The organism is Streptomyces sp. NPDC002566, from assembly GCF_042889585.1.
Lineage (GTDB): Bacteria > Actinomycetota > Actinomycetes > Streptomycetales > Streptomycetaceae > Streptomyces.
Map to the genome: position 1 here is coordinate 651,664 of NZ_JBIARD010000001.1, position 12,988 is coordinate 664,651.

The 12,988-nt window shown below is 72.1% G+C and carries 16 protein-coding genes and 2 pseudogenes; 13 read left to right on the forward strand and 5 right to left on the reverse strand.

What is annotated here, in order from left to right; all coding sequences use genetic code 11:
• Positions 1 to 94: 94 nt before the first annotated feature.
• Genes ACFYXA_RS02745 through ACFYXA_RS02790 form a run of 10 tightly spaced genes read left to right on the forward strand, consistent with a single transcriptional unit; the run spans position 95 to position 5,511 of the window.
• Entirely contained in the window at positions 95 to 463 is a 369-nt protein-coding gene (locus tag ACFYXA_RS02745; protein ID WP_351092884.1) for a gas vesicle protein, read from the forward strand.
• A gap of 49 nt (positions 464 to 512) precedes the next feature.
• The gene (locus tag ACFYXA_RS02750) at positions 513 to 941 is read left to right on the forward strand and encodes a gas vesicle structural protein GvpA (RefSeq protein WP_351092886.1); all 429 of its coding nucleotides are present in this window, start codon (positions 513 to 515) and stop codon (positions 939 to 941) included.
• A complete protein-coding gene (locus ACFYXA_RS02755; RefSeq protein WP_389027645.1) occupies positions 938 to 1,699 on the forward strand; it encodes a GvpL/GvpF family gas vesicle protein in 762 nt (253 codons plus the stop codon). Before ACFYXA_RS02750 ends, ACFYXA_RS02755 begins: the two co-directional genes overlap by 4 nt.
• A 41-nt stretch (positions 1,700 to 1,740) precedes the next feature.
• Positions 1,741 to 2,001 carry a gas vesicle protein GvpG gene (locus tag ACFYXA_RS02760; RefSeq protein WP_130437768.1) on the forward strand — a complete coding sequence of 87 codons (261 nt, stop codon included), beginning with the start codon at positions 1,741 to 1,743 and terminating at the stop codon, positions 1,999 to 2,001.
• Positions 1,998 to 2,744, forward strand: a complete 747-nt coding sequence (locus ACFYXA_RS02765) for a DNA primase (protein ID WP_389027648.1) — start codon at positions 1,998 to 2,000, stop codon at positions 2,742 to 2,744. Before ACFYXA_RS02760 ends, ACFYXA_RS02765 begins: the two co-directional genes overlap by 4 nt.
• On the forward strand, positions 2,744 to 3,901 hold the full coding sequence (locus tag ACFYXA_RS02770) for an SRPBCC family protein (protein WP_389027650.1): 1,158 nt from the start codon (positions 2,744 to 2,746) through the stop codon (positions 3,899 to 3,901). Before ACFYXA_RS02765 ends, ACFYXA_RS02770 begins: the two co-directional genes overlap by 1 nt.
• Entirely contained in the window at positions 3,898 to 4,242 is a 345-nt protein-coding gene (locus ACFYXA_RS02775; protein ID WP_130437765.1) for a gas vesicle protein, read from the forward strand. Before ACFYXA_RS02770 ends, ACFYXA_RS02775 begins: the two co-directional genes overlap by 4 nt.
• On the forward strand, positions 4,239 to 5,045 hold the full coding sequence (locus ACFYXA_RS02780) for a GvpL/GvpF family gas vesicle protein (RefSeq protein ID WP_389027653.1): 807 nt from the start codon (positions 4,239 to 4,241) through the stop codon (positions 5,043 to 5,045). Before ACFYXA_RS02775 ends, ACFYXA_RS02780 begins: the two co-directional genes overlap by 4 nt.
• A complete protein-coding gene (locus tag ACFYXA_RS02785) occupies positions 5,042 to 5,230 on the forward strand; it encodes a gas vesicle protein (RefSeq protein WP_130437763.1) in 189 nt (62 codons plus the stop codon). Before ACFYXA_RS02780 ends, ACFYXA_RS02785 begins: the two co-directional genes overlap by 4 nt.
• On the forward strand, positions 5,227 to 5,511 hold the full coding sequence (locus tag ACFYXA_RS02790) for a gas vesicle protein K (protein ID WP_130437762.1): 285 nt from the start codon (positions 5,227 to 5,229) through the stop codon (positions 5,509 to 5,511). Before ACFYXA_RS02785 ends, ACFYXA_RS02790 begins: the two co-directional genes overlap by 4 nt.
• 66 nt (positions 5,512 to 5,577) lie before the next feature.
• Here the strand turns inward: ACFYXA_RS02790 and ACFYXA_RS02795 are convergent, their stop codons facing one another.
• Complete coding sequence (locus ACFYXA_RS02795; RefSeq protein WP_389027656.1) at positions 5,578 to 6,426, reverse strand: class I SAM-dependent methyltransferase; 849 nt, start codon at positions 6,424 to 6,426, stop codon at positions 5,578 to 5,580.
• A gap of 120 nt (positions 6,427 to 6,546) precedes the next feature.
• Positions 6,547 to 7,143 (reverse strand): annotated as a pseudogene (locus tag ACFYXA_RS02800) (phosphatase PAP2 family protein); the annotation flags it as partial.
• A 150-nt stretch (positions 7,144 to 7,293) separates the two neighbouring features.
• Between ACFYXA_RS02800 and ACFYXA_RS02805 the strand changes: the two are divergent.
• The gene (locus tag ACFYXA_RS02805) at positions 7,294 to 8,913 is read left to right on the forward strand and encodes an ATP-binding cassette domain-containing protein (RefSeq protein ID WP_352250203.1); all 1,620 of its coding nucleotides are present in this window, start codon (positions 7,294 to 7,296) and stop codon (positions 8,911 to 8,913) included.
• 34 nt (positions 8,914 to 8,947) lie between these two features.
• On the opposite strand, the gene ACFYXA_RS02810 is transcribed toward ACFYXA_RS02805, so the two are convergent.
• The gene (locus tag ACFYXA_RS02810; RefSeq protein WP_389027657.1) at positions 8,948 to 10,051 is read right to left on the reverse strand and encodes a Vms1/Ankzf1 family peptidyl-tRNA hydrolase; all 1,104 of its coding nucleotides are present in this window, start codon (positions 10,049 to 10,051) and stop codon (positions 8,948 to 8,950) included.
• A gap of 58 nt (positions 10,052 to 10,109) precedes the next feature.
• Between ACFYXA_RS02810 and ACFYXA_RS02815 the strand changes: the two are divergent.
• Positions 10,110 to 10,355: pseudogene (locus ACFYXA_RS02815) on the forward strand (DUF6158 family protein); the annotation flags it as partial.
• Positions 10,356 to 10,573: 218 nt separating this feature from the next.
• On the opposite strand, the gene ACFYXA_RS02820 reads toward ACFYXA_RS02815, so the two are convergent.
• Together ACFYXA_RS02820 and ACFYXA_RS02825 are read right to left on the reverse strand one after the other, a co-directional pair.
• Positions 10,574 to 11,122, reverse strand: a complete 549-nt coding sequence (locus ACFYXA_RS02820) for a type 1 glutamine amidotransferase domain-containing protein (protein WP_351092902.1) — start codon at positions 11,120 to 11,122, stop codon at positions 10,574 to 10,576.
• Positions 11,123 to 11,224: 102 nt separating this feature from the next.
• Positions 11,225 to 11,605: a DUF2795 domain-containing protein gene (locus ACFYXA_RS02825; RefSeq protein ID WP_352250198.1), complete on the reverse strand. Its 381-nt coding sequence runs from the start codon at positions 11,603 to 11,605 to the stop codon at positions 11,225 to 11,227.
• Between the two features lie 261 nt (positions 11,606 to 11,866).
• Between ACFYXA_RS02825 and ACFYXA_RS02830 the strand changes: the two genes are divergently transcribed.
• Complete coding sequence (locus ACFYXA_RS02830) at positions 11,867 to 12,697, forward strand: SigB/SigF/SigG family RNA polymerase sigma factor (RefSeq protein ID WP_352250196.1); 831 nt, start codon at positions 11,867 to 11,869, stop codon at positions 12,695 to 12,697.
• Positions 12,698 to 12,988 lie beyond the last annotated feature (291 nt).

Below are 12,988 nucleotides of genomic sequence, written 5' to 3' on the forward strand. Positions count from 1 at the left end.
CCGGTACGCAGTGATGTCCGTACGGCGGCCCAGACCCGTGCCCTCGTGAAGGTTTGGCCAACAACCTTCAGGCCACCCGGAAGGAGAGGTGGTCATGGCGAACACGAAGAACACATCGGAGACGAAGACTTCACGGTCTTCACAGGAAGACGACAGCGCTCCGGAGCACAGAGAGGACGACGACACCGTGGCGGACCGGCCGAGCCCGATGGAGGTGCTGCGTCAGGCGCGCGCCCAGCTCGCCGAGCTGACGGGCATGACCGCCGAGAGCGTCTCGTCCTTCACGCAGACGGAGGACGGCTGGTCGCTCGAGGTCGAGGTCCTCGAACTGGAGCGGGTGCCGGACACCATGAGCCTCATGGCCAGCTACGAGGTGGAGCTCGACCCGCAGGGCCAGCTCACCGGCTACCGGCGCGTTCGCCGCTACGAGCGCGGACGGGCCGACGCACATCGCCGGGGCTGAGCCCGGCACAGCCAGAACATCATCCGCGAGACAAGGAGGTGCGGTCGGCATGACCGTTGTCCCGGCACAGCAGTCCGGTGGCGGAGGCGGCTCCAGCGGCCTCTACGACGTCCTGGAGCTCGTTCTCGACAGGGGACTCGTCATCGACGCGTTCGTGCGGGTTTCCCTGGTCGGTATCGAGATCCTCAAGATCGACATACGTGTCGTCGTCGCGAGCGTCGACACCTATCTGCGCTTCGCCGAGGCGTGCAACCGCCTCGACCTGGAGGCCGGCCCGCGCAAGAGCCCGGGGCTGCCGGAGATCGTCGGCGAGGTCACCGAGTCCGGCGCGCGCGGCAAGTCCAAGGGCGCCCTGTCCGGCGCCGCCGAGACCATCTCGGGCGCCTTCAAGCAGGCCCGCGAGGAGGGCGAGACCGAGTCGCGGCCGCGTGCCCGCAAGTCCACCGCCTCGCGCAGCCGTAAGGAGGAGCAGGAGTGAGCACGTACGTCTACGGCATCACCGCCGCTTCCCACCCGGCCCTCCCGGAGGGCCTGGGCGGTGTGGGCGACCCGCCGATGCAGATCCGGGTGCTCACGGAGGGCGACCTCGCGGCGATCGTCAGCGATGCCCCGGAGAATCTGCGGCCCAAGCGCAAGGACCTGCTCGCCCACCAGAACGTCCTCGCCGAGGCGGGCGCCGAGGGGTGCGTGCTGCCCATGCGCTTCGGGAGCGTCGCCCCCGACGACAGCGCCGTCACCGGCGTGCTCGCCGAGCGCCTGGAGCACTACAGGGAGCGGCTGGCGGCCCTCGACAACAAGGTCGAGTACAACGTGAAGGCCTCCCACGTCGAGGAGGCGGTCCTGCACCAGGTGATGGCCGATAGCCCCGAACTGCGCGGGATGGCCGAGGCCAACCGCCAGGCCGGCGGCGGCACCTACGAGCAGAAGCTCCAGCTCGGCGAGATGGTGGCGGCCGCGGTCAAGGCCCGTGAGGCCACCGACGCGGCGGAGGTGCGGCAGGCGCTGGAGCCGCTGGCCGCCGACGTCGAGGCGGGCCCCGAGTCCACGGGCTGGCTGGCCAACGTGTCCTTCCTGGTCGACCGCGACTCCGCGGCACGCTTCCTGGAGGCCGCGGAGGCGCTGCGCGAGAGCCACCCCTACCTGGAGGTCCGCGTCAACGGGCCGCTGCCGCCGTACAGCTTCGTCGAACCCGGTCCCTCGAAGCCCGCGGTGCCGTCGGCCGAGCACGCGGTGTAGCGGCCGGCGAACGCCGGGCGCGCGAGCGAAGGAGCAGAGAGATGGGCCTGATCTCGGAAGTGCTGCTGCTGCCGTTCGCCCCGGTGCGAGGCAGCGGCTGGGTGATCGGACAGGTCGTCAAGGAGGCCGAGCGGATCTATTACGACCCCGCTGCGGTCCGGGCCGAACTCTCCCGGCTCGAAGAGCAGTTGGAGGCGGGCGAGATCACCGAGGACGAGTTCGACCGAATGGAGGACGAACTCCTGGACCGGCTGGAGATCGCGTCGCGCAGAAGCGCGGGAACGGACGGGACGACACAATGAACCGAATGGGACTGGGCCTCGCGGTAGGGGCCGGATATCTCCTCGGGCGTACGAAGAAGATGAAGCTGGCGTTCGCGGTGGGTTCCCTGGTGGCCGGCAAGCGGATGAACCTGACCCCGAAGGGTCTGGCCGACCTGGTGTCCCAGCAACTGAAGGACAACCCGCAGTTCAAGGAGATCGGGGACCAGCTCCGCGAGGACCTGCGCGGGGTCGGCAAGGCCGCCTCCGGCGCCATGGTCGAACGCCAGATGAGCGCGCTCGCCGACCGGCTGCACAGCCGGACCTCCGATGTGCGCGACCAGCTGAACGGCGTCGTGCCCGACGCGCCCGGCTCCCGCTCGGACGACGAGGAGGAGCCCGAGGACGCGTACGAGGAGGAGCCCGAGGAGGACGAGGAGGAGCCCGAGGAGGCCCGCGCCGAGGAGGACGAGGAGGACGAGGAGGAGCCCGAGGAGGCCCGCGCCGAGGAGGACGAGGAGGACGAGGAGGAGCCCGAGGAGGCCCGCGGTGAGGACGACTCCGACGAGGGCGAGGACGAGGGCGAGGACGAGCGGCCCGCGAAGAAGGCGGCCAACAAGGCGCCCGCGAAGAAGGCACCGGCCAAGAAGAGCGCCGCCGCCAAGCGGGCCCCCGCGAAGAAGACCGCCGCGAAGAAGACCGCCGCGAAGAAGACCGCGACGTCCCGCAAGACGGCGAGCAAGACGGCCTCCCGTTCCCGGGGGCCGAAGGGAGGCGGTGAGTGATGACCGAGACCCTCGGATCCGCGACCTCCGCCGCGGGCAAGGCGGCCAAGGGCGACGGCGGGAACCCGCTCTCCGGCCTGGCCCAGAGCGAGGCCGCCGACCGGCTGAAGGCGGAGGTGCAGGAATACCTCTCCGCCCAGGCCCAGCGCGTGCTGACCGGCGTAGGCCGCAAGCTCGGCGAGACCACGGGCAAGCTGAACGACATCGCTGAGGGCAACAGCCCCGGCTTCGCCAAAATGGCCCTGGACGGCGGTCGCAAGCTGGCCGAGGGCAAGGGTCCGCTGCGCAGCGCGCTGGAAGTCGGCGCCTCCAGCATCAAGGACAAGGTGACCGGGGCCTTCAAGGGCCTCGGTGGCGGCAAGGGCAAGAAGGGCAAGAGCAGCTCGGGCAACAAGCCGACCGTCATCATCGAGCAGATCGACGTCGGCGTGCCGCTGCGCACCGCCTACGACCAGTGGACCAAGTACCAGGACTTCAGCACCTTCGCCAAGGGCGTCAAGAGCGCCAGCCGCGCCGACGACACCACCAGCGACTGGCAGTTGAAGGTCTGGTGGTCCAACCGCAGCTGGAAGGCGAAGACGACCGAGCAGGTCCCCGACGACCGGATCGCCTGGACTTCGGAGGGCGCCAAGGGCACCACGAAGGGCGTCGTCTCCTTCCATCCCCTCGCGGACAACCTCACCCGCGTGCTGCTGGTCATCGAGTACTACCCGTCCGGGCTCTTCGAGAAGACGGGCAACATATGGCGCGCCCAGGGCCGCCGCGCCCGGCTCGACCTGAAGAACTACGTCCGCTTCATCACCCTCAAGGGGGAGGCCGAGGACGGCTGGCGCGGTGAGATCCGCGACGGCGAGGTCGTCAAGTCCCACGAGGACGCCCTGGAGGAGGAGCAGCAGGCCGAGGAGAGTGACGAGAACGGCGAGAACGGCGAAGGAGAGGAAGGCGAGCCGGAGGACGGCGAGGAGTACGAGGACGAGTACGACGAGGAGGGCGAGCCCGGCGAGGAGGAGTACGACGAGGACGAGCCCGAGGCGGAGTACGAGGACGAGGACGCCGAGGACGCCGAAGGCTCCGCGGACGGCGACGAGGACGCCGAGTACGAGGACGAGGCCGAAGACGAGGACGCCGAGTACGCCGAGGGCGGGAGTCGTCGATGACCATGCCGAGCCGGATGCCGGAGCCGTACGGTCAGAGCGGCGGAGCCAATCTCGCGGACATTCTGGAACGCGTCCTCGACAAGGGCATCGTCATCGCCGGCGACATCCGGATCAACCTGCTCGACATCGAACTGCTGACCATCAAGCTCCGTCTCATCGTCGCCTCGGTCGACAAGGCCAAGGAGATGGGCATCGACTGGTGGGAGGACGACCCGGAGCTCTCCACCCGCGCCCGCCGCGACCAACTCACGCGTGAGAACGCCGAGTTGCGAGAGCGGCTGGCGCGGCTGGAGGAGCTGGAACTGGGTCGTGCCCGGTCCCGGGAGGAGGAGTCCACATGACCGGACTGCGCTATGTGTACGCCGTCTGCCGGCCCTTCGACGCGCCGCTCCAGGTCCAGCTGACGGGGGTGGCGGGCGCACCGGCCAAGCTGCTGCACCACCACGGCCTCGTCGCCGTCGTCAGCGACGTGCCCGCGAAGGACTTCGCCGAGGAGCCGCTGCGCTCCCATCTGGAGGACCTGGACTGGCTGAGCGCGACCGCCCGCGGCCACCAGCAGGTGATCGACGCGCTCACCGCGGTCACCACACCGCTGCCGCTGCGGCTCGCCACCGTCTTCCGCGACGACAGCGGCGTCCGCGTGATGATGGAGGAACGCGAGGACGACTTCCGGCGCACTCTCGACCGGCTTCAGGGCCGGGTGGAGTGGGGCGTGAAGGTCTACGTCGAGCCCCAGGCGGAGCCGCCCGCGGGCGATGCCGGCTCCGAGGCGAGCGCCAAGCCCGCTTCGGGCCGGGACTATCTGCTGCGCCGCCGGATGCAGGCCAGGGCGCAGGACGACACCTGGCAGCGGGCCGAGCGGTTCGCCGGCCGGCTGCACTCCCTGCTCTCCGAGCACGCCGACGCCGCCCGTCTCCACGCGCCGCAGAACCCCGCCCTCTCCAAGGCGTCCGGGCAGAACGTCCTGAACGCGGCCTATCTCGTGCCGCGCGCAGGGTCCGAGGAGTTCGTGGAGATCGTCGACCACACCAAGGACCAGGAGCCCGGGATGCGCGTGGAGCTCACCGGGCCGTGGGCCGCCTATTCCTTCGTGGACATGGAGACCCAGGAGGCGGAGAGGCATTCCCAGGAGGCCGGCTCATGACCGTCGTGGAACGCCGTGAGGTCGCCCTCGTCGACCTGCTCGACCGGCTGCTCGCCGGCGGGGTCGTGATCACGGGCGACATCACTCTGCGGATCGCCGACGTCGACCTCGTCCGGATCGACCTCAACGCCCTCATCAGCTCCGTCAACGAGAACGTCTCGTCGCCTTGGGGGGATCTGATGTGACGACTTCGCGCAAACGCCTCGATCTCGAACCCGACACCGTCGAGCGTGACTTGGTCAAGCTCGTCCTCACCGTGGTGGAACTCCTGCGCCAGTTGATGGAGCGTCAGGCGCTGCGCCGCTTCGACCAGGGCGACCTGAACGAGGAGCAGGAGGAGCGCATCGGGCTCACCCTGATGCTGCTCGACGACCGCATGACCGAACTGCGCGAGCGCTACGGCCTGCGCCCCGAGGACCTGAATCTGGACCTCGGCCCGCTCGGCCCGCTCCTGCCCCGGGAGTGACTCCGGGGGCCGCTCGGCGTCTGCTCAGCGGCCCCCCGTAGCCCGCGGTCGCGGGTGCCGCGGGTGTCAGGCGCCCTTCGCGTCGCCCGTGTCCTTCGCGTCCTTCCGGCACAGGATCTCTCCGTGCAGGACGCTGAACCATCCGTCCTCCCGCTGACCCCATTCCCGCCAGGCCCGGGCCACGGCCCGCAGTTCCGCCTCGGTGGCGTGCCCGCCGCCGACGGCGCGCCCGGCATAGGCGGAGGCCACCGTGCGGTCGGCCCACAGGCCGCTCCACCAGGCGCGCTCCTGCTCGGTGCTGAACGTCCAGGTCGACGACGTGGCGGTGACGTCGGTGAAGCCCGCGGCGAGCGCCCAGGACTTCAGCCGGCGCCCCGCGTCGGGCTCCCCGCCGTTGGCGCGGGCCACCCTGCGGTAGAGGTCCAGCCAGTCGTCCAGTCCCGCCGACGCGGGGTACCAGGTCATCGCCGCGTAGTCCGAGTCGCGCACGGCCACCAGCCCGCCGGGCCGCGTCACCCGGCGCATCTCGCGCAGCGCGCCCACCGGGTCGCCGACGTGCTGGAGCACCTGGTGGGCGTGGACCACGCAGAACGTCTCGTCGGGGTGGTCCAGGGCGTGCACGTCGGCGACCGCGAAGTCGACGTTGGTCAGGCCGCGTTCGGCGGCGGTCGCCCGGGCCTGGTCCAGGATGCCGGGCGCGTGGTCGACGGCGGTGACGTGCCCGTCGGGGACCAGGTCGGCCAGGTCGGCGGTGATGGTGCCGGGCCCGCAGCCGACGTCCAGGATCCGCATCCCGGGCGTGAGCGAGCCGAGCAGATAGGCGGCCGAGTTGGCGGCCGTCCGCCAGGTGTGCGACCGCAGCACCGACTCATGGTGCCCATGGGTGTAGACGGCGGTCTCCCGTGCTCGCGGCATGGCCGTTCCCCTCTTTAGCCGGAATCGCCTCCACTGTAGGGGGCCAGCCGCATACTGAGACAGTTCATTCCGTCATGCGGACAGCCGCTGTGCGGACGACGCCCCCTCCGACCCCTCCCCGCCGGTCTCCGGCCTCTCCTCGCGCGCCGCCAGCAGACGGCGTACGACGAAGGCGGCGCCCGCGCCGAGGGTCGCGCCCGCGACGACGTCGACGGGGAAGTGGGCGCCCGTGTACACGCGGGACGCCGCCACCGAGAACGCGACCGGCGCCACCACCGCGCCCCAGGCCGGCGACTCCAGGGCCACGCCGGTGGCGAAGGCCGCCGCCGACGCCGAGTGACCGGAGGGGAAGGACGTGGTGATCGGCTGCCGCTTCAGCCGCCGCACCAGCGGCACCGGGTCCAGCACCGGCCGCGGACGGCGCACCGAGCGCTTGCCGACGGTGTTGATCGCCAGCGAGGCCAGACTCAGGGAGGCGATGCCGCGCACGGCGGCCCGGCGGGCCCGTGGCGTGCGGCTCGCCGCGATCACGGCGGCCGTGGCGAACCACAGCACCCCGTGGTTCGCGCCGCGGCTCAGCCGGGGCAGGATCCGCTCCGCGCCTGGCCAGTCCCGCTCGGCGGCGAACTCGAACAGACGGCAGTCGAGGGCGATCAGCCGGTCGCGCAGCACACTGCGGCCGGGCGCGGGGGAGGTCAGGTCGACATCTGGGCTCATAGGGCCGCGGGTACCCTGAGGTGGCCGTTTCCTGCCTCACCCGGGCCGCCCCTGCGGCCGTGCCGCCCGCACGCGGGAGCGGGGCGGGCTGCCGGGTCCGGGGGATATCGGTTTGCCGCCCGCCGCGCGCGGCCCGCAGAATGCGTCCCCATGGGACATCTGGAAGCCGCGCACCTCGAGTACTACCTCCCCGACGGGAGGGCGTTGCTCGGCGACGTGTCCTTCCGGGTGGGCGAAGGGGCCGTCGTGGCCCTCGTGGGACCCAACGGCGCCGGCAAGACCACCCTGCTGCGGCTGATCTCCGGCGAGCTGAAACCGCACGGCGGCACGGTCACCGTCAGCGGCGGACTCGGCGTGATGCGCCAGTTCGTGGGCTCCGTACGGGACGAGACGACCGTGCGCGACCTCCTCGTGTCCGTGGCCCAGCCCCGCATCCAGGAGGCCGCGCGGGCCGTCGACCGGGCCGAGCACGCCATCATGACCGTCGACGACGAGGCCGCCCAGCTCCAGTACGCGCAGGCCCTCGCCGACTGGGCCGAGGTGCGCGGCTACGAGGCCGAGACCCTGTGGGACATGTGCACCACGGCCGCGCTCGGCGTGCCGTACGACAAGGCGCAGTTCCGTGAGGTCCGCACCCTCTCCGGCGGCGAGCAGAAACGGCTCGTGCTGGAGGCGCTGCTGCGCGGAACCGACGAGGTGCTGCTCCTCGACGAGCCCGACAACTATCTCGACGTGCCGGGCAAGCGGTGGCTGGAGGAGCGGCTGAAGGAGACCCGCAAGACCGTCCTGTTCGTCTCCCACGACCGCGAACTCCTCTCCCGCGCCGCCGAGAAGATCGTCTCCGTCGAGCCGGGCCCGGCCGGCGCCGACGCCTGGGTGCACGGCGGCGGCTTCGCCACCTACCACGACGCCCGGCGTGAACGCTTCGCCCGCTTCGAGGAGTTGCGCCGCCGCTGGGACGAGAAGCACGCCCAGCTGAAGAAGCTGGTGCTGAACCTGCGTCAGGCCGCCGCCGTCAGCCATGAGATGGCGTCCCGCTACCACGCCGCCCAGACCCGGCTGCGCAAGTTCGAGGAGGCGGGGCCGCCGCCCGAGCCGCCGCGCGAGCAGGAGATCACCATGCGCCTCAAGGGCGGCCGCACCGGCGTGAGGGCCGTCACCTGCAAGGGACTTGAGCTGACCGGACTGATGAAGCCGTTCGACCTGGAGGTCTTCTACGGCGAGCGCGTCGCCGTCCTCGGCTCCAACGGCTCCGGCAAGTCCCACTTCCTGCGCCTGCTCGCCGGTGAGGACGTGGCGCACACGGGGGAGTTCAGGCTCGGCGCGCGGGTCGTGCCCGGGCACTTCGCCCAGACCCACGCCCACCCCGAACTCCAGGGGCGCACACTCCTCGACATCCTGTGGAGCGAGCACTCCCAGGACCGGGGCGCCGCCATGTCGAGGCTGCGCCGCTACGAGCTGACCGGCCAGGCCGAGCAGAGCTTCGACCGGCTCTCCGGCGGGCAGCAGGCCCGCTTCCAGATCCTGCTCCTGGAACTCCAGGGCGTCACCGCCCTGTTGCTCGACGAGCCGACCGACAACCTCGACCTGGAGTCCGCCGAGGCCCTCCAGGAAGGTCTGGAGGCCTTCGACGGCACGGTCCTGGCGGTCACCCACGACCGCTGGTTCGCCCGCTCCTTCGACCGCTACCTGGTCTTCGGCACGGACGGCCGGGTCCGCGAGACCCCGACCCCGGTCTGGGACGAACGCCGCGTGGAGCGAGTCCGCTAGCCGGGACCGGGGCCGGGGTCTGCTCTGCGCGGGGTCACTTCCAGCGGAGCAGGGCGCCCAGGCCGCCCACCGGGGTCTCCTCGGACTCCGGCGGGAGCACCAGGACCGGGGCGTCCGTGGTGACGGCCGAGCGGATCAGGGCGTCGTCCGCTCGGGCCGCCCACGAGTTCTGCTCACCCAGCGTCTTCAACTCGGTGCGCCGGACCACCAGTTGGTCGGCGTCCTCGCCGATCCACACCTCACGGTGGGTGTCCGGCCCGTCCGCTCGGATCAGCAGTTCGTCGATCCGGTGCTCACGGGCCGCCTCGACCAGCCCCGGCACATCCTCCACGGCCCCGGCCCGGCCCTCGCCGTCGGGGGCACGGGCGGCCAGGAACCGCTCCAGCTCGGCCTCGGCCCGCCGGCGCGTGTGCTCGGCGCGGGCCGCCTCCACGTCCTCGTCGAGCAGCCGGCTGCCCGCGCCGTGCGGCGCCTCGACGACCCGGTCCCGCAACCGCTGCGGCAGCCGCTCGTGCACGGCCCGCCGCTCCCGGTCGTCCCCGACCAGGACGATCAGGTCGGCGCCGGTCTCCTCCTGGCAGGCGGAGACGTGGTCGGCGATCTCCCCGGCGTTGTGCTCCCAGGTGTTCTCCACCTTCAGCTGGAAGTGCCGCTCCGACCAGTCGGCGGACGACGTGCGGTGGATCGGGTACTGCCGGCCGGTGACCGTGCCGGCCTCCCGCCGGCCCAGTCCGCTGCGCAGCTCGAGGTCCGCGCCCCGGCGGTCCACGTAGGCCACCAGGCACACGGGGTCCTGGCCGGCCAGCTCCAGCAGCGGCGTCACCCGCGGCAGCGGCGCCCACTCGGCGTGGTCGCCCTGCGGGGGACGCGCCAGCGGCGGATCGAGGACGACCTCGCCGGCGCGGGCGAACAGGGCCCGCCCGTGCGGTTCGCCGGAGCGGCGCAACTCGTCGATCGCAGTCTCCACCGCCCGGCAGGTGGCTTCGTCCGCGCCCTGCTCCGCCAGCTGCCGCGCCATCGCGGCGGCCGTCAGACGCCGCTCGTGCGGGGTGCTCTCGGTGTGCCGTGAGGTGTCGACGTAGACGGAGGCCCAGGGGCCGGAATGTTCGTACAGTGGATGCAGAAAGGCGAGATCCATGGCTCCCTCCCGGATGCCGCTCGGGGGTCGTTTCGCACCGGGCGGGTACCCGGACGACATGGACGAACACAACGAGCGGGGCACCACGATGACCGGAGTCGACCCGGACCGGCTGGACGACCAGCAGCTGATGAAAGAGCTGGAGACGATCCACCGCACGCGCCACGACACCCTCCTGCACGGCTCGAACGACGCGCTGCGCGCCCACAACGACCGCATGGCGAAGCTGGAGGGCGAGTACCTGCGCCGCAACCCGGACCGCTTCGTCGCCCCCAGCCGCACCCGTGACGGCGCCCGCGAACGCGACACGGCGACGGAGAGCGGCGGCAGAGGAGGCCGCGAGGACACCCCGGTCGGCAAGTGGGGTCCGGGCTCGGCCGGCGGTACGGGCAGACCGGGCCGCGGGACGAAGGAGGGCCCCGGCGGGGAGTGAACCCACCGGGGCCGCGAGGGCGACGGGGCATCGCCCGGGGTGGCCGAGAGGCGACCCTCCCGGGCCGACCCGGCCGCCGCCGGGGCGTCTCAGGCCGCCTCGGTCTCCTTGGCGAAGACGTCCAGGAACGCCTCGCAGAACGCCTTCAGATCGTCCGGCTTACGGCTGGTGACCAGCTTGTTCGGCCCGTGGTCGCAGATCTTCACCTGCTCGTCGACCCAGGTGCCGCCCGCGTTGCGGATGTCCGTCCTGAGGCTCGGCCACGAGGTCAGCGTCCGGCCCCGTACGACGTCCGCCTCGACCAGTGTCCACGGGGCGTGGCAGATCGCGGCCACCGGACGGCCCTGCTCGAAGAAGTCCTTGACGAACGCCACGGCCTTGTCGTCGGTGCGCAGGAAGTCGGGGTTGGCGACCCCGCCCGGCAGCACCAGCCCGCCGAAGGAGTCCGCTGACGTCTCCCCGACGACCTCGTCCACACGGAACGTGTCCGCCTTGTCGAGGTGGTTGAAGCCCTGGACCTCACCGGAGTCGGTCGACACCAGCACGGGCTCGTGCCCCGCCTCCAGCGCCGCCTGCCACGGATCGGTCAGCTCCACCTGCTCGACGCCCTCGGGAGCCGTCAGAAACGCGATACGCATGTTCGTTCACCGTCCTTCCGCGGCGGGCCGGCCGGCCTCGTGGGCCCCGGCCCGCCGCTGCTCGTTCCTCTCGTCACTGCGGGCACATCGGCGAGGCCCCGCTCACCGCTCGCTTCCGACCAGGGTCTCGGCCAGTTCCTGCACCGTGGCGTAACGCTCCTCCCGCGGCAGCCGCCCCACCGCCTCCACGAGGCCGTCCGGGGCGTTCTTGCGGCGCAGGGCGCGCGTCAGGTCCTCCGGCCCCGCGGGGAAGGAGCCCCGGCCCAGGATGCGGGCCAGCTCCAGCCGTACGGTCGCCAGAGACGCCCGGGACGTGCCCGGCACCACCGGACCGCCCCACACCTCGGGGTCGTCGTCGGCGGACGGCTCGGGGTCGTGCCACTCCTCGGACCGGGTGGGGTGCCCGGACCTCAGCAGACCCTGCAGTTCGTGCTTCATCTCGTCGTCCCGGTGGACACTCAGCCGGTCGCTGCCTCGCTGCATGTCTCCCTCCAGATCTTCGGGGTCGGCCCACCGCGTACCCGAGGCGCGGACGCCGACACGGGGCACTCGGAACCGATATGCGGATCGGGGCGGGGTGTTTGCGTGGCCGGGGCCTGGGCAGGCGCGGAATCAGTGCTTCGGACCGGAGGCACGTCCGTGGGACACCGCAGTTCGCGACCCCGGCGGGCCCCTGCGGTCGTGCCGTGTCGCATCTCCACGGTGACCGGCCAACCCAAGCACTCCAAGGGAGTTGCCACGTTCATGCGTACATCCGTGCCCAACCCCGTGCCCGACCTCGTGCACGACCGGGCGAGCGCGAAGCGCCACCCGCACCATGACGCCCCCGACACCGCCGACGACTTCCGCAGGCTCGCCGCCCTGCCGCCCGGCCCCCGGCGCGACGCGCTCCGCGCCAGGATCGTCGAGGCCTGGCTGCCCATGGCCGACCGCCTCGCCGGCCGCTTCCGCGACCGCGGCGAGAACACCGACGACCTCCGCCAGGTGGCCGCCCTCGGCCTGGTCAAGGCCGTCGACCGCTACGACCCCGAGCTCGGCAAGGCGTTCGAGAGCTACGCCGTGCCCACCATCACCGGCGAGATCAAGCGGCACTTCCGCGACCACATGTGGACCCTGCACGTGCCGCGCCGGGTGCAGGAGCTGCGCAACCGGGTGCGGGTCGCCTGCCGGGAGCTGTCCCAGGCCGGCTCCGCCCACCACCCCGCCGTCGCCGACATCGCCCGGCACACCCGGCTGAGCGAGGAGGAGGTGCGCGAGGGGCTGCTGGCGCTGGACAGCTTCAGCGCGCTGTCGCTCGACGCGCAGACGGCGGGCAGCGAGAACGGCTACTCCCTCGGCGACGCCCTGGGCTCGCCCGACCCCGCGCTGGACACGGTCGTCGACCGGGAGTCGGTGAAGGCCGGGCTGGCCGCACTGCCCGAACGCGAGCGGACGATCCTCTACATGCGCTTCTTCCAGGACATGACGCAAAGCCGGATCGCCGAGCAGCTCGGCATCTCCCAGATGCACGTCTCCCGCCTGATCAACCGCTGCTGCGAACGCCTCCGCGAACAGGCCCTGAAGGAAGCGGCGTAAGGGCAGCCGAGACCCCGGGCACCGTGTGGCCCTCGCCGGGAGCCGGCGCGGGCGGGGCGGGCCATGGACCACTGGACGGGGGTGGGCGTTGCCTCGCGGAGCGTCGGCATCGCCGGGCGCCGCCGCCACCACCTTTCCCACCGCCGTGCGCGGCGCACACCCGTCTCCCGGCAGCCGCCACTGCCCGGCGTAGCCGTGCCGCCGTGCGCGGCAACGGCGTGGACACTGAGGGCGACGCTGCTTCGGTGGGGCGTAGCACCGTCTCGCGGGGGCGGCACCCCACCCGTGGAA

Coding starts and splice junctions, on each gene's coding strand:
- ACFYXA_RS02775 (WP_130437765.1), top strand. CDS start 3,898: ATGACCATGCCGAGCCGGATGCCGGAGCCGTACGGTCAGAGCGGCGGA.
- ACFYXA_RS02825 (WP_352250198.1), bottom strand. CDS start 11,605: ATGCAGCGAGGCAGCGACCGGCTGAGTGTCCACCGGGACGACGAGATG.
- ACFYXA_RS02760 (WP_130437768.1), top strand. CDS start 1,741: ATGGGCCTGATCTCGGAAGTGCTGCTGCTGCCGTTCGCCCCGGTGCGA.
- ACFYXA_RS02765 (WP_389027648.1), top strand. CDS start 1,998: ATGAACCGAATGGGACTGGGCCTCGCGGTAGGGGCCGGATATCTCCTC.
- ACFYXA_RS02770 (WP_389027650.1), top strand. CDS start 2,744: ATGACCGAGACCCTCGGATCCGCGACCTCCGCCGCGGGCAAGGCGGCC.
- ACFYXA_RS02795 (WP_389027656.1), bottom strand. CDS start 6,426: ATGCCGCGAGCACGGGAGACCGCCGTCTACACCCATGGGCACCATGAG.
- ACFYXA_RS02830 (WP_352250196.1), top strand. CDS start 11,867: ATGCGTACATCCGTGCCCAACCCCGTGCCCGACCTCGTGCACGACCGG.
- ACFYXA_RS02745 (WP_351092884.1), top strand. CDS start 95: ATGGCGAACACGAAGAACACATCGGAGACGAAGACTTCACGGTCTTCA.
- ACFYXA_RS02805 (WP_352250203.1), top strand. CDS start 7,294: ATGGGACATCTGGAAGCCGCGCACCTCGAGTACTACCTCCCCGACGGG.
- ACFYXA_RS02750 (WP_351092886.1), top strand. CDS start 513: ATGACCGTTGTCCCGGCACAGCAGTCCGGTGGCGGAGGCGGCTCCAGC.
- ACFYXA_RS02785 (WP_130437763.1), top strand. CDS start 5,042: ATGACCGTCGTGGAACGCCGTGAGGTCGCCCTCGTCGACCTGCTCGAC.
- ACFYXA_RS02810 (WP_389027657.1), bottom strand. CDS start 10,051: ATGGATCTCGCCTTTCTGCATCCACTGTACGAACATTCCGGCCCCTGG.
- ACFYXA_RS02820 (WP_351092902.1), bottom strand. CDS start 11,122: ATGCGTATCGCGTTTCTGACGGCTCCCGAGGGCGTCGAGCAGGTGGAG.
- ACFYXA_RS02780 (WP_389027653.1), top strand. CDS start 4,239: ATGACCGGACTGCGCTATGTGTACGCCGTCTGCCGGCCCTTCGACGCG.